At 40.7% G+C, this 18,766-nt stretch carries 21 protein-coding genes; 3 read left to right on the top strand and 18 right to left on the bottom strand.

What is annotated here, in order from left to right; translation table 11 throughout:
- Nucleotides 1–12 precede the first annotated feature (12 nt).
- From QMG11_RS15660 to QMG11_RS15595, 14 genes are all read right to left on the bottom strand, one after another.
- The gene (locus QMG11_RS15660) at nt 13–474 is read right to left on the bottom strand and encodes a divergent PAP2 family protein (protein ID WP_281837250.1); all 462 of its coding nucleotides are present in this window, start codon (nt 472–474) and stop codon (nt 13–15) included.
- A gap of 20 nt (nt 475–494) precedes the next feature.
- Nucleotides 495–800 (bottom strand): ribosome assembly RNA-binding protein YhbY, encoded by a 306-nt coding sequence (yhbY, locus tag QMG11_RS15655; protein ID WP_281837249.1) that lies wholly within the window; start codon nt 798–800, stop codon nt 495–497.
- Between the two features lie 17 nt (nt 801–817).
- Nucleotides 818–2,686, bottom strand: a complete 1,869-nt coding sequence (locus tag QMG11_RS15650; RefSeq protein ID WP_281837248.1) for a ribonuclease J — start codon at nt 2,684–2,686, stop codon at nt 818–820.
- Between the two features lie 78 nt (nt 2,687–2,764).
- Entirely contained in the window at nt 2,765–4,555 is a 1,791-nt protein-coding gene (gene mrdA, locus QMG11_RS15645) for a penicillin-binding protein 2 (RefSeq protein ID WP_281837247.1), read from the bottom strand.
- On the bottom strand, nt 4,555–4,974 hold the full coding sequence (locus tag QMG11_RS15640) for a hypothetical protein (RefSeq protein WP_281837246.1): 420 nt from the start codon (nt 4,972–4,974) through the stop codon (nt 4,555–4,557). The genes mrdA and QMG11_RS15640 overlap by 1 nt, the downstream gene beginning before the upstream one ends.
- Before the next feature lie 2 nt (nt 4,975–4,976).
- Nucleotides 4,977–5,312, bottom strand: a complete 336-nt coding sequence (gene rsfS / locus QMG11_RS15635) for a ribosome silencing factor (RefSeq protein ID WP_281837245.1) — start codon at nt 5,310–5,312, stop codon at nt 4,977–4,979.
- 8 nt (nt 5,313–5,320) lie between these two features.
- Nucleotides 5,321–6,307, bottom strand: a complete 987-nt coding sequence (locus tag QMG11_RS15630) for a LytR family transcriptional regulator (RefSeq protein WP_281837244.1) — start codon at nt 6,305–6,307, stop codon at nt 5,321–5,323.
- Complete coding sequence (mtaB, locus tag QMG11_RS15625) at nt 6,294–7,598, bottom strand: tRNA (N(6)-L-threonylcarbamoyladenosine(37)-C(2))-methylthiotransferase MtaB (protein ID WP_281837243.1); 1,305 nt, start codon at nt 7,596–7,598, stop codon at nt 6,294–6,296. The genes QMG11_RS15630 and mtaB overlap by 14 nt, the downstream gene beginning before the upstream one ends.
- Nucleotides 7,585–8,298 carry an RsmE family RNA methyltransferase gene (locus QMG11_RS15620; RefSeq protein ID WP_281837242.1) on the bottom strand — a complete coding sequence of 238 codons (714 nt, stop codon included), beginning with the start codon at nt 8,296–8,298 and terminating at the stop codon, nt 7,585–7,587. Before QMG11_RS15620 ends, mtaB begins: the two co-directional genes overlap by 14 nt.
- 10 nt (nt 8,299–8,308) lie before the next feature.
- Entirely contained in the window at nt 8,309–8,734 is a 426-nt protein-coding gene (locus QMG11_RS15615) for an RrF2 family transcriptional regulator (RefSeq protein WP_281837241.1), read from the bottom strand.
- Between the two features lie 2 nt (nt 8,735–8,736).
- On the bottom strand, nt 8,737–9,732 hold the full coding sequence (gene ruvB / locus QMG11_RS15610) for a Holliday junction branch migration DNA helicase RuvB (protein WP_309302096.1): 996 nt from the start codon (nt 9,730–9,732) through the stop codon (nt 8,737–8,739).
- Between the two features lie 19 nt (nt 9,733–9,751).
- Nucleotides 9,752–10,354 (bottom strand): DUF445 domain-containing protein, encoded by a 603-nt coding sequence (locus QMG11_RS15605; protein WP_281837239.1) that lies wholly within the window; start codon nt 10,352–10,354, stop codon nt 9,752–9,754.
- A 462-nt stretch (nt 10,355–10,816) separates the two neighbouring features.
- Nucleotides 10,817–11,191, bottom strand: coding sequence for an ASCH domain-containing protein (locus tag QMG11_RS15600; RefSeq protein ID WP_281837238.1), 375 nt, complete (start codon nt 11,189–11,191; stop codon nt 10,817–10,819).
- Nucleotides 11,169–12,227: a hypothetical protein gene (locus tag QMG11_RS15595; RefSeq protein ID WP_281837237.1), complete on the bottom strand. Its 1,059-nt coding sequence runs from the start codon at nt 12,225–12,227 to the stop codon at nt 11,169–11,171. The genes QMG11_RS15600 and QMG11_RS15595 overlap by 23 nt, the downstream gene beginning before the upstream one ends.
- Nucleotides 12,228–12,565: 338 nt before the next feature.
- On the opposite strand from QMG11_RS15595, the gene QMG11_RS15590 reads away from it, so the two are divergent.
- Nucleotides 12,566–13,216, top strand: coding sequence for a hypothetical protein (locus tag QMG11_RS15590; RefSeq protein WP_281837236.1), 651 nt, complete (start codon nt 12,566–12,568; stop codon nt 13,214–13,216).
- Nucleotides 13,217–13,444: 228 nt separating this feature from the next.
- A complete protein-coding gene (locus tag QMG11_RS15585) occupies nt 13,445–13,885 on the top strand; it encodes a GNAT family N-acetyltransferase (RefSeq protein ID WP_281837235.1) in 441 nt (146 codons plus the stop codon).
- 35 nt (nt 13,886–13,920) lie between these two features.
- Here the strand turns inward: QMG11_RS15585 and QMG11_RS15580 are convergent, their stop codons facing one another.
- The gene (locus QMG11_RS15580; protein ID WP_281837234.1) at nt 13,921–14,538 is read right to left on the bottom strand and encodes a non-canonical purine NTP pyrophosphatase; all 618 of its coding nucleotides are present in this window, start codon (nt 14,536–14,538) and stop codon (nt 13,921–13,923) included.
- 148 nt (nt 14,539–14,686) lie between these two features.
- On the opposite strand from QMG11_RS15580, the gene QMG11_RS15575 reads away from it, so the two are divergent.
- Complete coding sequence (locus QMG11_RS15575) at nt 14,687–15,199, top strand: GNAT family N-acetyltransferase (protein WP_281837233.1); 513 nt, start codon at nt 14,687–14,689, stop codon at nt 15,197–15,199.
- A gap of 322 nt (nt 15,200–15,521) precedes the next feature.
- Here the strand turns inward: QMG11_RS15575 and QMG11_RS15570 are convergent, their stop codons facing one another.
- The 3 genes from QMG11_RS15570 to QMG11_RS15560 form a co-directional block, all read right to left on the bottom strand.
- Nucleotides 15,522–15,926, bottom strand: coding sequence for a hypothetical protein (locus tag QMG11_RS15570; RefSeq protein ID WP_281837232.1), 405 nt, complete (start codon nt 15,924–15,926; stop codon nt 15,522–15,524).
- Nucleotides 15,927–16,267: 341 nt separating this feature from the next.
- Complete coding sequence (locus tag QMG11_RS15565) at nt 16,268–17,896, bottom strand: S1 RNA-binding domain-containing protein (protein WP_281837231.1); 1,629 nt, start codon at nt 17,894–17,896, stop codon at nt 16,268–16,270.
- The gene (locus tag QMG11_RS15560) at nt 17,896–18,762 is read right to left on the bottom strand and encodes a 4-hydroxy-3-methylbut-2-enyl diphosphate reductase (RefSeq protein ID WP_281837230.1); all 867 of its coding nucleotides are present in this window, start codon (nt 18,760–18,762) and stop codon (nt 17,896–17,898) included. Before QMG11_RS15560 ends, QMG11_RS15565 begins: the two co-directional genes overlap by 1 nt.
- Between the last annotated feature and the right edge of the window lie 4 nt (nt 18,763–18,766).

The following is an 18,766-nucleotide window of genomic DNA, read 5'->3' as shown; positions in this document are numbered from 1 at the left end:
TGTCATCTACTCCTAAGCCAGCAAGTATCCCCTCATAAGGAAAGCCACCACTATTCCCAGTAAAGCACCTATAAGTACTTCAAATGGTGTGTGTCCCAATAGCTCCTTGAGGGTTTCATCGTGTATTTTTTCCTCTATCTTATGTGCCAGCCTCTCTACAATCTTATTCAGTACCCCTGCCTGCTTACCGGCAGCTCTTCTGATTCCCGCAGCATCATACATTACTACTCCAGAAAATATCAGGGCTATGGCAAAGAGGGTGCTCTTCTCTCCCTCAACAATAGCCACAGATGCTGCAAGGGATGTTACTGTGGAGGAATGGGAACTGGGCATTCCGCCAGTTCCCCACATTCTTCTTATGTCAATCCTTCTTTCAGTTACCACACAGCTTAGCAGTTTATAAAACTGAGCTATAAACCATGCTATGAAAACAACGTCTGCTATTCTGTTTCCAAAAAGTATTCCTGCTTTCATACCTCTCCCCCGTTAAAATGTTATATTCTTCTTAGCTCCTCTGAAATAACTGGCTTGTCCTCATTTTCCTTGTAGTAGATAAGAGTTCTACCGATTATCGCCACTAGCTCACATCCGCTTCTAAGGGCAAGCTCATAAGCTGTTTCTCTCTTCTCTACCTCTGAGTTTTGAAGTATCTTTACCTTTACCAGTTCTCTAGAGTCGATTGCATCCAATAGACTCTTTACTATATTTTCAGATAGCCCATCCTTACCTATTCTTACCACAGGATCCAGTGAATGTGCTTGCTTCTTTAAAAATGCTCTTTGCTTACTTGTTAATTCCATTATCTTTTTTCTCCTTCTTATACTTCCATTATTATCGGTAAGATTACCGGGTTTCTCTTTGTTTTATCGTAAAAGTGCTTAGATGCCACATCTCTGGCTGCTGTTTTAAGAGCTGCCCACTCAGTAACATTCTTTTCTTCAAGGGTTTTTAACTTCTCCCTTATAGCACCTGCTACCTCATTTATCATTCTCTCTGAATCTCTCGAGTATACAAATCCTCTTGTAACGATGTCCGGTCCAGCAAGGATACTTCCAGTCTCCTTGGAGATAGTCATAACAACTGTTACAACTCCGTCCTGAGCTAGCTGCTGTCTGTCACGTAGAACGATATTACCAATATCTCCCACTCCCAGTCCGTCTACCAGAACTATTCCAGAGTTTACCTTACCTGCTATCTTGGCTTTGCTCTTTGTTACCTCTATCTTATTACCATTGGTTGCAATGATGATATTTTTTTCAGGTATTCCAGTTTCCATTGCAGTTTCCTTGTGTGCCTTAAGCATCTTGTACTCACCGTGTACAGGCATAAAGTGCTTAGGTTTTACAAGGTTAAGCATAAGCTTTTGCTCATCCTTACTAGCGTGTCCAGATACGTGGATACCGGCTATCTTTCTGAATACTACATCTGCCTCGTGCTTTAGCAGGTTATTTATGTTGTTATACACAGCTCTTTCATTTCCAGGGATTGGTGTTGCAGATATGATTACAGTATCTCCCTTTCTCAACTTGATATGCTTGTGCATCTTCTTAGCTATTCTTGAAAGGGCTGCCATAGGCTCTCCCTGGGTTCCAGTACAAAGGATTACTGCCTTATTCTCTGGAAGTTTCTCTATCTCAGCTAGTGATACCATTATATTCTTAGGTATCTTTAGGTATCCCAGTTTAGAAGCTATGTCAAAGACCTTAACCATACTTCTACCGTCAACGGCTACCTTTCTCTTATTCAGGTGAGCTACATCTATTATCTGCTGAAGTCTGTGGATGTGAGACGCAAAAGCTGCTACAACTATTCTTCCCTTGGCCTTCATAAACTCTGTCTTCAGTGCTTCTCCTACACTCTTTTCCGATGGAGTGTACCCAGCAACCTCAGAGTTAGTTGAGTCGGAAAGTAGAAGGTCTACTCCGCTCTCTCCCAGCTGAGCCAGTCTCAGGAAATCTACTCCTACACCGTCTACTGGAGTAAGGTCCATCTTAAAGTCTCCAGTGTGAAGGATTGTTCCTGCTGGAGTTGTAATAGCCAGAGCATAACAGTCTGCTGTAGAGTGAGTCACCTTGATAAACTCCACAGTGAAGTACTTTCCAGATTTAATTCTGCTTCTTCCCTTGATCTCCTTCATCTTAGGAGTCTTTCTTCCAAGACCTGGTTCCTCAAACTTGGATTTAGCCAGAGCCAGTCCCAGTCTTCCACCGTAGGTAGGGATATTTGTGTCGATCTTCCCGTAAAGGTATGGAAGTCCACCGATGTGGTCCTCATGACCGTGGGTGATGAATACTCCCTTTATCTTTTCCCTGTTGCTTTCAAGGTATGAGTAATCTGGAAGAACTATATCTATTCCCAGAAGCTCATCGTCTGGGAAGGCCATTCCTGCATCTACGATAATTATCTCATCTCTGTACTGGATAAGGGTCATATTTTTCCCTATCTCATCCAGTCCTCCTAGAGGAATTACAAACATCTTCTCCTCTTTTTTAGCTTTTTCAGCTTCCTTTGACTTCCTTTTTGGAGCCGGCTTCCCTTCTGCTGTTGCAACTGGTTTTGCTGCTACTTCTGTCTTTTCTTCCTTAGTTTCTACAGCTTCATTTGAATTTGGTGCTGCTTTTTTCTTCTTGTTCCTGTACCAAGGAAATTTTTTCTTTATTTCCTTTTCCTGATGTTTTATACTCATTTCTTCCTCCGTCTACAAAAGACTTTAAGGCCACCCTAAAAAACCTTAAAATTTTTCAAAATTTAATAATAAGCTTTTCTAGTCAAAGTGATTATTTCCTTTTAATTCAAGGTACTTATCAATAAAGGCTTTGGCTGCAGGCGCTGCTACAGAGCCTCCTCCACCTGCCCCCTCGGCAAAGGCCACAAAAACAACCTCTGGGTCATGTGCAGGAAAATATCCTCCTACCCAGGCGTGTGTCTTCTTAAACTGAGAATTTTGTGCTGATCCTGTTTTGGCTGCTACCCTTAAGCCCTCTGTTCTGAGAGCTTTTACAGTTCCATTACTTGCTTCTACAGCATTTACCATTGCATCTGTTATGAGGTCATAATAAGATTTGGAATAATTTAATTCCTTCACTTTTTCAATTTTTGTTACTACTGTTTCATCCTTCCCCTTAAGAGTCCTTACAAGGTGTGGTCTGTATGCCACTCCCTTATTAGCAAGAAGAGTATAGGCCTCAGCCATCTGAAGTGGTGTCACTGTTAGGTATCCCTGTCCTATGGAGAGGTTTATCGTATCTCCTCTATACCACGGCTCATTCATATTTTTCCTCTTCCACTCATCATCAGGCAGCCTTCCGGATCTCTCTCCCGGAGTGTCTATTCCTGTCCTCTGTCCCATTCCAAAATCAGCTGCTGTCTCTATTAACTTAGTAGGCCCTAACTCATCTCCTAGCCTATAGAAATAGGGGTTTGCCGATTCTGTGATGGCCTTCTTGAAGTCCACATATCCGTGTCCGCCTCTCTTCCAAGATCTCCACTTCCACTTTCCAATCTGATAGTAACCATTATCGAAGTATTGTTTTTTTGGATTGAGACCGTTATTTAAAAGGCCCACAGATACTATGGGTTTGAATACAGAGCCTGGGGGGTATTCTCCTGCTATGGCTCTATTTCTTAGGGGTTTTCTTTTATCATTCATAATCGAGTTCCACTCTTCAGAGGTAAATCTTGAAGTAAACATATTCAGGGAGTAGGTCGGATAGCTTACCATGGCGATAACCTCTCCGTTTTTAGGGTTAATTGCTACAAAACTTCCCTGTAGTTTCTTCTCTTCAAAATATTTTTCCATAACCTCCTGAAGCCTGGAGTCAATTGTTAGATACATATCCTTTCCTGGAACTGGCTGTCTCTGTCTAAGCTCCTTCACAATTCTGTTGAGAGCATTTACCTCTATATACTTATAACCTGGTTTCCCCTGGAGCTGGTAGTCATATTGCTTTTCCACACCATTCTTCCCCACGGTATCCCTCTGAGTATACCCCAATTCCTTCAGTTCCTCATACTCCTCAGCTGAGATCTTCTTTACATATCCCAGTACATGAGAAGCCAAGGTATCATATAGGTATTCTCTCTTAGCATAGGCCTGAACCTGCAGGTATGGATACTCCGATAGCTTCTCCATTATCCTGTGGGCTTCATCCTCATCGAGATCATCCACTAATATATTTTCTCTGGTGTATGGAAATATCTCTCCATACTTTATCCTTCTTTCTACCGATTCTTCTGTGAGACCCAATAATTCAGATATTTCCTTTAATTCCTTCTCACTATATTTTCTCTCCTTTAGATAGAGTAGCCTGTAACCGGCCTCATTGGTAGCCAGGAGCTCTCCCTGACTGTCAAAGATCTTTCCTCTAGGAGCCTCTATTCTCTTTAACTTAACTCTGTTATTATTTGCACGTTCCCTGTATTCATCCCCTCTTACTACCTGTAAATAAAAAAGCCTTGTAGCAAGAAGTGTGAAGATCACCACTACAATTACTTGGAATATCAAGGATCTGTTCTCTGTATCGCCGCCTAACTTTATACCTAGTCTATTCTTCATCACTTAACTCCAAACAACTTTTCTCCATTATCCATATATAAATAGTTAAATATGGCATAAGCTACTACAAGTTTACCAAAATTCCCCAGGGAGAAGATCCCAGATCCATAGTAGACAAATCCGCTATAGGTAACTGCCTGGATGGCAGTTATAAGGGGAAGGTTTATCTTTTCATAGGCCATGAAGGTGGACAGCAGGTAGAAAACTACATAGTAGAAGATTCCCACAAGGGTAGCTGCTGCCATGGTTATACTTCCCATGGATACCAAAAATGCCAGAAGGAGTACACCCCAAAAAGCCTCTACTCCCTTCCTGTATACCAGGTAGGTGAGAAAGGGCACCGCTATAAAGTTATAGGGGTAGTCAAAGGATATACTCTTCTCTATAAATACTAATATAAAAGATACTAATTCAAACATAGCTACTTCCTCAGCACTTCTTTGGCATCGGCCCACAGCACTTCCAGCCTGTATTCCTCTCTGGTAGCCCTGTCAAAGATATTCACGAGGACATCTCCGCAGTCCACAAGTATCCACTTGGCGTCGTCATACCCTTCCATGCTCAGCCTTCTCATATTGTTTTCACCTAGTTTTTCATTTATCCCGTCAGCAATAGCCTGGATGTTCCTGTTGGAACTTCCAGTGCATATTACTACGTAGTCACAGACAGAGCTGCTTCCCTCAAAATCCAAAGCCAAGATATCTCTGCCCTTCTTATCCTCTATTGCATCCACTATGATATCCAGTTTCTCTGCCATAACTCCCCCTAGTCATTTATAAATATATTTATCTCTTCCTTTAAATCCTTGTTTTCAACCATGTGCTTGATTCCAAGTCTCTCAGCCAGCTTATAAGCTGTATAGTAGTCGGCCTTGTTGTACTCCACAAAGCTGTTGTCTATATCCTTACCTGCAATCCCCTTAACACTCTTATATCCGATTCTTTTCAGCTGTCTTTCTGTAGCTGCTGCAGTCTTTTCAGTTGAGTAGATGTTTATGTTGAGAAGTCCCTCCTGCTCCCTTCCAAGAACCACTACGGCGTTGGCTAGGGTAGGAAGAGCTCCCTCCTCCTTTATCTTAAAGTACTTTTCATCTAGCTCCATTACTATCTCCTTAAGCTTCTCATCTGAGAGGTCCTTATTCTGGATATAGCTGTACTGCTCAAATGTATCAAAGTTAGCCGCATTATACTTCAGCGGGAAAGTTTTAGCAAGCTTTTCCCCTGCTTCCCTTGCGTATCCGCTTCTACCGTTGGCGTTTAATACATCTATTATTATGTTGTTGTTCCCCTCAGCTGTAGCACTGTCATAGTAAAGCTCTAAAAACATTCCGTTAAGGCTTGATGTAAGGACATATCTCTTATCGTTCATAGCGATCTCAGGTATCTGCTTCATGCTTTTAGCATCGATCTCCACCTGCCCTCTGCTTACCACCTTAAAGTTCTCTACCTTTTCAGGAAGGATCTCATTAAGGCTTCTCACTACCTCCTCGTAGTTCTTGGACTTAGCTATGTCTCCAAGGGTTCTGTCCTTGTTCATGCTTATCTCAAAGGGAACCTGAATAGCAAGCTTTTCTCCATATACCACAAAGACGTTGTCCTTACCTATAACCATATAGTTATCCCAGTTTTCAGTTTCTCCCAGGTTTCTCTTACCCATGTTTAGTACGAGAACTACTGAAAGAACTGCTATTGCAGTTACTACAAACATTAAAAACTTTAATTTATTTTTTCTTTGTCTACTATTTCTTACCACCTGACAGCATCCCCTTTTTTAGCTGATTTATTTCTACCTCTACCACTTCATTGGGTTTACCTGTATAATCTAAAATTTCAGTTCTCAGATAGTTTTCAGTATACCCATATGATTTACCATGCTTGGATTCCTCCACAAGAACCCTTACCCTCTTACCTATATACTTGGACATCTCCTCAAACATTCTGTCCTCTACTTCCTCTAAAGCCTTGGCTCTCTCCTTCTTCACCTGAGGATTCACCTTTCCAGGAAGCTTGCTGGCAACTGTGTTTTCCCTGTCGGAATACTGGAAGATATGAAGATCGGAAAATCCTATCTCCTCTATGACCTTGCATGTATTTTCAAAGCCTTCCTTCTCCTCACCTGGGAATCCTACGATTACATCTGCTGTATACTCCATATTTGGGACAGCTTCCTTAAGCTTTAGAAGTCTCTCCCTTATCACTGAGCTGTCATACTTTCTCTTCATCCCCTCTAACACCTTGTCGTCACACGACTGAAGGGAGATGTGAAGGTGAGGCATAAGCTTGGGATTTGTCCTCATAAGCTCTATAAAGTTATCCGTTATCTTGTCTGGGTACATAGAACCTATTCTGATCCTCTCTATTCCCTCTACCTGAGATACTGCCACAAGAAGGTCCTCAAAGTTTACATCCTCTGTAAGGTCCTCCCCGTAAGCCCCAAGGTTGATTCCTATTATAATAAGCTCCTTGAATCCCTCTGAAGCTAGTTTTCTGCTCTCCTCTACCACGCTATCCAGCTGTCTGGATCTGCTCTTTCCTCTGGCAAAGGGGATCTTACAGTAGGAGCAGAAGTTGTTGCACCCGTCCTGCACCTTGATGTAGGCTCTTGTCATCTCTCTAAGGGTAGAGAACTCAAGCTCCTCATACTCATTGGCATCAAATATATTTCTGTGAAGGGTTCTCTCTACGTCTCCCCCCTCATCTATTGTCTTGATAAGGTCTATGATAGCTCCCTTGTCACTGTTACCGATAACGTAGTCTATCTCCTCTATCTCCTCCAGATCCTTTGCGTTGGTCTGGGCGTAGCATCCTGTTGCCACAACAACTGCATCCTCATTGTTCTTCTTGGCTCTTCTCAGGATGTTTCTTGTCTTTCTGTCTGCGATACTTGTTACAGTACACGAGTTAACGATGTAGAGTTCAGCCTTCTCTGTGAAGTCCACCTCTTCATAACCCATATCCAGCAACTGCTTTTTAATACTTTCTGTTTCATACTGATTTACCTTACACCCGAGGGTATAGAAGGCTACTCTCTTAACCGAGTTCATTTACTAAAATTCCTCCTGCTACTATGGCTGCTGTCTCAGCTCTCAGAATCCTTCTTCCGAGGCTAATAACCTTTGCACCCCTATCCACTAAAAACTCTACCTCTTTTTCACTAAATCCGCCCTCTGGACCGATTAGATACAGAACCCTTCCAGGCTTTTCCTCGCACCTGTCTAAGATATCTGTTATCCTCGTTCCCTCTGCGCACTCATAGGGCAGTAGTACCAAATCATAACTTTCAAACGCTATATCCTTGAGCCTCTGAGGTGCTGTTATATCCACAAGTTTCACTCCCTGACACTGCTTGAGAGCTTCCTTGGATACCACATCCCACTTGGCCTTCTTCTCCTTTACCTTAACCACAGTTCTCTCTGTGACCATTGGTATTATCCTGTTTATTCCTATCTCTGTGAGTTTCTGGATAGTGAGGTCCATCTTATCGTTCTTCAGAAGCCCCTGGGCGATATCTATCTCCGCCTCAGTAGAGTATCTGTCCTCTATCCTCTCCTCTATCTCCGCTAAGATCTCCTTCTTCTCCACCTCTATGATCCTGCACATATACTCAAACTCACCGTCTACTACCCTCAGCTTGTCTCCTGCCTTCATTCTGAAGGAGTTTTTCAGGTGGTTTATATCCTGCTTCTCCCTAATCTCTACAATATTTCCCTTAATACTTTCCTTCTCTACAAAAACACTTATCACAATATATCTCCTATATCATCTCTTTGTTGTTCATAAGATCTTCAAGGGTTGTTCCAGCCAGGATCTCAGTTAGGGCATTATCCAACTTGCTCCACAGACACGCTGTTCTGCACTCTGTTGCATCTACACAGGTTCTGCTTTCAGAGTTCTCGTTGCAGTCCACCACACGTACCTCTGAGTCCAGGATCTCATATAATCTGTATACACTTATCTCGCAAGGCTCTCCCACAAGCTTGTATCCCCCGTTGGGACCCCTCTTACCCTCTATGATATTTTCCTTCTTCAGCTTATAAAGGATCTGCTCCAGGTACTGTACAGATATATTCTGATCCTCTGAGATCTCCTTGATCCTTACAAGTTTATTGTTGTTTCTGTTCTGCTCTGCAATGTATACAAGGGCTCTTAACCCATATCTTATTCTTGTACTTATCTTCATCCTTATCTTTCTCCTTCTGTTTCCAGGTGTTTATAAGCTTTTTCCGTCACCACACGTCCCCTGTGTGTTCTTTTAATAAAACCTATCTTAACGAGGTAGGGTTCATATACCTCTTCCAGGGTCTTTCTGTCCTCTCCCAGTACCAGGGAAAGGGTTTCTATTCCTACTGGTCCTCCCCCGTAGTTTTCCACCAGGGATGTGAGGATCTCTCTGTCCAGTTCATCCAGTCCGTAGGAGTCCACTCCCAGAAGGCTCAGCGCCTCCACAGAGAGCTTCTGGTCTATTATTCCGTCTCCCCTTATCTCAGCATAGTCCCTTACACGCTTTAAAAATCTGTTGGCTATCCTCGGTGTACCTCTGCTTCTGAGGGCTATCTCACGGGCCCCTTCCTGCTTAACCTCTACTCCCAGGATCCTTCCTCCTCTGAGGATTATGTCTATGAGCTCGCTCTCCTCATAGTAATCCATCCTGTGTACCACTCCGAATCTGTCACGGAGGGGCGAACTTAGGAGTCCCGCCCTTGTTGTGGCACCGATGAGGGTAAAGTTTGGCAGCTCTATCCTTATGGATCTGGCCGATGGTCCCTTACCTATTATTATATCCAGCTCCTTGTCCTCCATGGCTGGATATAAGATCTCCTCTACAGATGTATTCAGTCTGTGGATCTCATCTATGAAGAGGATATCATTTTCCTCCAGTGAGGTTAGGATGGCAGCCAGGTCTCCGGCCTTGTCCAGTACCGGTCCCGAGGTTATCTTCAGGTTTACTCCCATCTCGGTTGCTATTACCCCGGCCAGGGTTGTCTTCCCCAGTCCAGGCGGTCCATAGAGAAGGATGTGGTCCACAGACTCCTCTCTTCTCTTAGCTGCCTCTATGAAGATCGACATCTTCTGCTTCAGGCTGTTCTGCCCGATATAATCATCAAATCTTCTGGGTCTCAGACTTCTTTGGACCTCTCTCTCCCCTTGAAACTCATTTGCTGACAGCATTCTTTCCATATTCTCCATCTACAGCCCCTTATAAGAAATAGCTGATTCCAAACTGAGCTGCTCCGATTACTCCTCCAAGGAAAGCTCCCACTATCTCTATATGTTTTAATTCATTCTTTGCTATCCTGAATGTGAGCTCCTCCATGTAATCTAATGAGAATCCCTCCATCTTTTCCACTACCATAGCCTTGAGATCAACATTTTCCTCGAGCTTGTTTATAACTATCTCCACAAACTCTCCCTTGTTCTCCTCTATGGCATCCTTTACTACACCCTTTACCTTGTTCATAATGGAGTCGTTGATAAACATAGCCGCCATAGGCATTTTAGCCAGCAGCTCCTTCTTCAGCTTATCCTCTACCACAACATCCACTATCTTATCTATCTCATCCTCTATCTCAATAGAGTCCAGGGTACCAGTTATATCCTTCATGGAGATAAGCTCTGCATCTATAGTTGCAGCAATGCTCTCTGCCATCTCATTTCTTCTCTTGGGAATAAGCCCCTGTATCTTAAATCCCAGTATATTTACCTCGTTGTGTGGTCTGAATAACATCTTAATTGCAAAGTAATTTGTTACCCATCCGATCAGAGATCCTATAAAGATCATAAGTATTCCTTTTACAAGCATAATAACCTCCAAAAAAAAACTTTTCCATTTTATATTTCATCAGGATATTCTATCATAAATGGTAGGTTTTTTCAATTCCCTTATTTTTTGGTAAAGAATTATTTTTTGTTTTATTTTTGTTCATGGACATGTTGATCTATTTAGGAAAATCAGGGGGTGGGAAAATTGGTATAGTTTTTTCTTTTTTGGTCGAGGAAAAGAATGGAAGTTGGAGTGAAAGAAGAATTTAAAAAAATTCGTTACTTTTCTCTTGAAAAAAAAGTAACCAAAAGTTCAAGACTTCCGGCAATTGTCTTTGTGGGCATATACAAATTTACCATTGCTCTCCCGGGCTCTCTACAGAGCCTGAAGGAGTCCGACGCAATGAAGTTAATCTCTTCTGTGAAGTTCGACGACTGCCTACAGTCATTTTTAAATATAAAAAAATTTCTCCTATTAAAAAGCACACTATTTTATAGTGTGCTAACGTAAATATATAAATGATTGAGGAGCTTTCAATCCCTCTTTAAAGTCAGATAACATTTTAGGGGCTTTATAAAGTTTAGCTTTCTTTATCTTTATTGCAAACCCTTGGTCTTTCCCATCAAAATAATTCATAAAGTCATTTTCCTCTATACCTGCTGACTCTTTAGATAAGTTCCACAAATCTTTCGGTGACTTATTTATGATTTCATCTATAGTAAATTCACCAATCACTTTCCCGACAGGTTTTGTACTATAAACAACAACCGTTTTTACATTCTTATCTTTAAAAATACTTCTTCTAAATTCAAAATTCTTTTCTCCTGAAAAAATTTTATCTGCATATTTCGGCTTAATAGCCATAAGTACCTTCATTAATTCCTCCACATTCTAAAATATCAAGAAATTGAGAATCGCTCAACTTAATAAATCCCCAATATTGATCTCTTTCAACTCCTATTTTTTCAATAAGATTATGCCTAGTTATTCTACTGTTTAAAGCAACATTATATAACATCTTTAAAACAAAAGAATTTTTTCTATCATATTTATCCGTACTTTCCCAATACTCTTTTGTTTCCTCCTCACTTAAAACCGTATACTTTTTACAGTAATCATAAAATTCATTAAAAGTACTAAAACTTTTTGCTTTTCTTATCTCATCTACAACTAAAATAGAGGTAGCGACAGCACTATGTTCTGCTTTTCTCCCAGGTTCTGCTGTTCTGTACATAACAACAACATCTCCTTTACCACACCCTTCCAATTGCCAGTTCCTACTCAAGTATATTTTTTGTATGCTATTTGTATAGGAAATATCTTTATGCTTTACTTCTTTCTCCGTATTAAGCTGTGAATCTGGTAATAGCTTAGTGTGATATTCAGGATCAATAGCTAATAAGTACTTCCTCTTATTTAGGCTAAACCTTGGATAGTCACAATATAAATCACCTTTTAACTCTGAAAATATCTTCTTGTAAACTTTTTCTTCCTTTTTATTACCATGAAGCTCAAAGCCATATTTCTCTAATAGCTCAACTAATGTGCTGTGCTTATCATAAATAGTAACATATAACCCTTCATATCCTCTTTCAAAAGCTATGTCCATTATAATTTTAATAAACCTTTCTCCTAATTTAGTTCCATGAGCATCGATTTTAAAAGTCCCAATTTTAAGCCATTTTCTATCTTCCAATGGTGGATTAACATCTTTAACCTCTCCATGCTCTTTCTTTAAAAACAAAAAACCTTTAATACCATTATTTTCAATAATAAATGCACCATCACCCTTGTCAGCTTTTTTATTAAACCATTTATCAAAATCAATGTAATCTTCTCTTAAAGAATTAAAGAATGAATCACTCAAATCAATATCTCGCAGCCTTTTATAAACTATATTTTTTTTATCCATATCTCCCCCCATGAATATAATTATTATTTTCTATTATACCATGATAATTTCATAAGTAAACATAGTTTACTCGCTAGCCACCAGTAACCTAATTCGTCTAAATTTCATAAATAAAATTCAGAGAACAAATAGTTATTTTTATATAATTAATTTAAAAAATTGGTTTTAAAGTCCATCTTAATTATTCCAATCAATTAAAACGCACACCTTTAAACAGAGCACTTTAAACTTTCTTTTAAAATTTTTCTGAGGAGATTTTATAGGAAGCTAATTAAAGGAAATTTAAACTTATGGATAACTACGTATTGAGGATTTTTTGAAAATTTATGGAGGTAGGAATGAATTGTTATAGGTATTTGGAGGAAGAATATGTAAATTCATTTTTAGAGGAGGGAAAGCTGAGGTTATCCTCCCTTGAAAAATTTAAAAAATATAAAGATAAGGAAAGAGGGGATAAGACCGAGGGAAGATCAATGGTAGTAGATTACTCTAAGGGTACCATCTCCTTTTCCCAGGCTAAAGCCAATGCTTACATCTTATGTGGGAGCAGCGAGTTAAATCCCTCCATAGCTGAAGCTCTCCAGAGAAACTCATGTCTTGAAATTAAATCCATACACGATTTTGCTTCAAGAATCGGTATGAAAATAGGTGCTCTGGCTTATGCTTTTAGCAAGTGCTTCTATGAAAACAAAGAGAGATTTCTCCTTGAAGAAGAGAACTCCCTACCAATTGGAAGACAAGGCAATAGGAGGAGCTTTAGACTTCATTTTCTAAGAAAGAATTTTGAGGGGCAACCAAATATTTCTGAGATTCAATATTTAGAGGAATTCTTTATAAAATCTAAGAACTACTCCCACCAGAAGGAACTAAGAATTATCTGGCTTTTAGACAATAAGGACCAGGTAGAGGAGAGCTATGATGTAGTGTGCCCTGAAGCTGCTTATTATTGTCGGAAAATTAATATCCCCTATAACAATACAGAAGTTTAAAGTTTAAAATATCTCCACTCCTCACTTTAAAGTTCCCTAAAGGAATAGTGTATAATCAATTGATCCTTTTGAAGGTTACATTCTCCCAGAAGGATCTCCCAAGTTGAAATCGAGAGGAAAATTTTCCTCTCTTTTTTCTTTTTATTCCTTCTAATAAATCCCTTCTTGATATCCCTTATTGGTCAGGGTATATAGATATATTATCTATCATAGTAGGGGTGAGGGATTATGAATATTAGATTGGCACATCCAACAGAATCAACAATCTTAACGGACCTGGCAGCTTCTTCTGAAGCTTACTGGAAGTTCGGCCAGGAATTTCTCGATATATTTAAGGAACAATACTCAATCACAGAAAAATATATAGAAACCAATAATGTGTTGGTTCTGGAGGATTCTTCAAATATCTTAGGCTTCTTTTCTCTGGAAACTGACGGTAATATCCTCAACCATTTTTACATCTCCAAAAGCTTTATAGGCTTCGGATATGGAAAGGTTATGTGGGATCTCTTGATCTCCTACTGTAAAGATAAAGCTGTTAATACCTTTTCCCTGGTTGCCACTCCAGAAGTGGTAGGCTTCTATACTAAGCTGGGAGCTGAAATTGTCAGAATCGGGAGTTCAACTATAAACAATCGGAAGGTTTATTTTTTAGAGTACAAACTATAAAATTCAAAAAGATTACCACTTAAAAAAGCACACCTTTAAAGGGTGTGCTTTAGATATTCTCTAAAAACCCTTCTGAAACCCTCCACCATCTCATCCTTGTGATCACCTTGTTGAGGTCCTTCAAAGAAATATCTTTTAGTTACAAAGTGCTTGGACAGGGAATCCAGTGGGAACCCCTTCACCCTTTTATCGAAGGGTTTTTCCGATATTATAAACTTTTCCGAAGAAATCTCAGGCCCCTGATATCCGAAGCTGGTATCTTTATCTATCTTTAGGTAGACAGCATTCTCATACCAGCCCACAACTTCCCCTCCGTTTCTTCTGGCGAGATCCGAGTAGTGTTCTATCATCTCCTCGTCGGAGAGCTCCCTCCCCTTAACCCTTCTCACATTGACTCCTGGCTGTTCATCATCTTTGACCCCCTCCAGATAGAGACCTGAATCGCAGGAGAATACAGGTATCCCAAACTCTGAAAAGTATCTTTCAGCTTTTTTCCTGGCATTCTCCAGGGGAGTTCCCCCATCTTCAATGACCTTAGGTATATCTTTACAGATATCATTCAGCCCAACAATCTCTATTCCCAGCCCATGAAGCATCTCCCTCATATGCTCTATCTTGGCCCTGTTTGTGGTTCCGTAGAGTATCTTTTTCATTCATCTGCTCCCTTCCTTTATTTCAAAGTACCATATACCAATTGTTTTTTTAATTAAATTTAAAGTTACTCTCAGTATATAAGGCCCTTGACTCCCATGAATTTTCGGTGTAATATCTTTGGTAAATTTATTTAAGGGAGGGATTATCATGGATTTAATCGTTAGGGAAGCAGAGATATGGCAGGCAGAGGAGATCTATGAAGTCCTCCTGAGGTGTTCAGATGAGACGGATTTTCTGGCGTGTGGTTCCTCTGAAAGAAAAGAAACCATGCCCATAGAGAAGTTCAGGGAGTTTATCGCTTCAGGGACCGCCACAAACAACAAGTTCTTTGTCTGTCTTGATGGAGAAAGGGTTGTGGGGATGCTGGGGATGCACGAGGAGGCAAGGGAGAGGTTCAAACACAGAGTATCCCTGGGAATGAATATCCTCAAAGGTCACTGGGGCCAGGGAGGAGGAAAGCTCCTTCTGGAGGCAGCCATAGACCACTTCAACTCTATGGCAGATCTCACAAAGCTGGAACTGGAAGTACGAAGGGACAATGAGGGGGCCATAGCCCTCTATAGGAAGCTTGGCTTTGAGATAGAGGGGGAGCTGAAAAACCACTTCCTGGTAGATTCCAACTACTACTCCGCCTACAGGATGGCCATTATAAAAAAATAGCTCTCCAAGCTTTTAATACCTTTTCACCCACAGATCTATACAATTAAATCAGTAACCGCGAATTACACCAATTTACACGAATTGCTCCTTTTAATTGAAGGGGCTGTTTGCAGGTTATCGTCTAGCTCCACAACAATAACTTACTTCATTGCGTTTAGCTACTTCAGGCTCTGTAGAGAGCCTCGGAGAGCAATGGAAAACTTGGAATACCTATAAAGATAATTGCCGGAGGACTTGATCTTTCGGATACATTTGTATCAAGACAAAGGTATCGAATTTTCTTTTGGTGTTTAAAAAATCAGAAAATAGAAAAGGAAGTGGCTTAAGCCACTTCCCTTTTAACTTCCCCATAGGTCTTAAACTTCAGTGCAAAAACAACACCCACAGCTAGGAGAACACCCATATTTGCGGTACCGTGAAAGGTGATATTCAGAGCTGCTCCCAGGATAAAAAATCCTATAAGCATAGGTACCAGGTACCTATTTGACCTGTGGTTTCTTATTAAAGCTGCATTCCCCGTGAGCATTATAACAGCAAAGAGGGTCATACTCTTCCATTGGGTCATCTCTGGAAGGAAGGCCAGAAAGTAAGCCATTGGAAATATACCCAGCCCCACAAGACTTCTCACTGTTTTTTCATACTTCTCATTCAATTGATTATTTATTTTATTAGTTGCTTTATTATTCACCTTGTTATTTGTTTTATTCTTCACTCTTTTTTTTCCCATAATAAAATCCCCTTCACATAAAATAGCTCTTTGAGCTTTTAATATCTTCTTGAACTCACACTTTTCATATATTACTATCCCTTACTAAAAAGCCCTTTTTAAATTTTTAAAACGGGGTTCATAGTCGTCGTACTTCACAATAAAATTCTACTTCGGTCCGTCGGGCTACTTTAGGCTCTGTAGAGAGCCCAGCTAAGGAACGGCTATGATGAAGGTACCCTAAAAGACAATTATGAATTCCTAGATTTTCTTTGGGTACTTTCTTGTATCATGACAAGAAAGTACCATACCAAACAATAAAAACAGCCGGCTCTTAAGACCGGCTGCCTATTTAAAGTTAATTATGCGTCTTCTCCAACAGTTCCGTACTTCTCAAGTAGTTCTCTGTTTTCTCTTTCCTCGTCAGCTAGCTCAACCTTCTTGATAGAAAGCTTTACTCTCTTCTTCTCAGAGTCGATCTCGATGATCTGAGCTCTTACTTCCTGACCTACTTCAAACTCATTTCTAAGATCCTTTACGAAGTTTCTTGAAACCTGTGAAGTGTGGATCATTCCGTCTACACCCTTTACCATCTCAACAAATAGTCCGAAGTCAGTGATGCTTGTGATAGCTCTCTCTACAACATCTCCTACCTTGTGGTTCTCAAGTAGTGTATCCCAAGGGCTCTTCTCAAGCTGCTTGATTCCACCTTTAATCTTCTTATCTACAGTGTCGATGTTAAGTACTCTTAGCTCTACCTCGTCTCCGATCTTGTACTTAGGAGCGTTCTTAGTCCATGAGAAATCTGACTGGTGTACGAATGCGTCGATTCCAGCTTCAAGCTCTACGAAGATACCAAATGGCTTGCTCTCAACGATCTTACCCTTTACTACAGTTCCTTCCTGGTACTTTTCAACTGCTGAATCCCAAGGGTTTTCAGATAGCTGCTTGATTCCAAACTTAAGCTTCTTTCCTTCCTTGTTTAGCTCGATTACCTTTACCTTAACAACGTCTCCTACCTTTACATACTCAGATACGTTTACCTTCTTCTTGTTCCAAGTGAAGTCTGAAAGGTGAACTAACCCCTCTACTCCCTCTTCAAGCTCTACAAATGCACCGAATGATACAAGCTTAGATACTCTTCCCTCTACAACTGAATCTACAGGATACTTAGCATCTACAGTTGACCAAGGGTCCTCTGAAAGTTGCTTTACAGATAGCTTAAGTGATCTCTTCTCCTTGTCTAGAGAGATGATCTTAGCTTCAAACTTATCTCCTAGGCTGTAGTGATCTGTGATCTTCTCTACCTTCCCCCAAGAAAGCTCAGAGATGTGGATGAATCCGTTTGACTTTCCAGCCTTTACAGAGATTCCGAAGTCCATGATGTTTCTTACAGTTACCTCTAGGATGTCTCCGATGTTCAGCTTTTCAAAGAACTCAGTCTCTTCCTTTACAGTGATGTCCTTTCTGGAAACAAGGATCTTCTTTCCTCTTCTGTCGTCCTTGATGTCCTTTACAACAACCTCGATCTCTTCACCGATATGGTTAGTTGTATCGTTCATAGGGATCTCAGATAGTGAGTTAGGAAGGAATGCCTGCTGGAACATTACCTTAACGATGTATCCACCCTTTACCTTTCTCTCGATCTTACCCTTTACAACTTCCTTAGCTTCAAATGCCTTCTCAAGCTTCTCAAGGTTTTCAATTCTGTCTATTTCCTGTCTAGATCCGATGATGAAATCGTTGTCCTTAGTCTCTCCCTTAAGGATTACCTCTACCTCATCCCCGATGTTGTATCCGTCTAGCTCTTCAGCTCTTACTCTTACTGCTGTTCTTGCGCTTGTTACATCTAGGTAAGCATAGTTTCTATCCATTTGAGAGATTACTCCCCTTGCTCTTTCACCCTTTTCTACAGCACCTTCCTCCGGCATGTAGTCATTTAGCATTGATTCAAAATCCATTTCATCATGTGTGTTAGTAATATCAGACATTAGATTGTCCCCCTTATTATATTTTCTATTTTTACAATTACCTCTTCTGGTGTGGAGGCTCCGGCAGTTATTCCTACCCTCTTCACCTTCTCAAACCAGCTCCTATCAAGGGAATTTTCATCCTGTACCAGATAGGTGTTTAAATTTATCCTTTTAGATATCTCGTAAAGCTTCTTGGTATTGGAACTTTTCTTTCCCCCTACAACAAGTACCAGGTCTACTTCCTTTGCCAGTTCCTCCACCGCTTTTTGCCTTACATAGGTTGCACCACATATTTTATCAAATATATCTATATTGTGATAGTTACTTTCAATATATTTTTTCACTTCCAGGAATTTATTTTTGTTCAGGGTGGTCTGTGTAAGAAGGGCATACTTCTTCTCAGCCTCTATTTTAGTGGCTTTGAGCTCCTCTATCCCCTCTATGACCCTCACGGTTTTACCGAAGGAGATTATCCCCCTTACCTCTGGGTGATTTATGTCCCCCAGGAAGAGAATTTCATATCCCTCCTTCTCCTTCTCCTGAAGAGTCTTTCTTATGGTTGTCACAAAGATGCAGGCTGCATCGTGGATCTCCGCTTTTTTTTCCAGGAGCTTGTCGTATACGGGCTTTATAGTCCCGTGGGCTCTCACCACTACGATATCTCCCTCCTTAAGGTTATCCCTTCCCTCTAAGAGGTCGGCTTCCTCCAGTATTTCTACGCCCTTACCCTTGAGTTTATCTATTACGTGCTCATTGTGCACCAGCATTCCAAGCATATAGATCTTCTTATCCCTTCTGGTCTCTGCCAGTTCCTCAGCGAGCTCCACAGCTCCCTTTACACCGAAGCAGAAGCCCATCTCCTTAGCTCTTATTACCTCAGGCACAACT

It is taken from the genome of Propionigenium maris DSM 9537, from assembly GCF_027925155.1.
GTDB classification, from domain to species: Bacteria; Fusobacteriota; Fusobacteriia; order Fusobacteriales; family Fusobacteriaceae; genus Propionigenium; species Propionigenium maris.
Note: the sequence above shows the minus strand (reverse complement) of the source record. Positions and strands in the feature narration are given on the sequence as shown.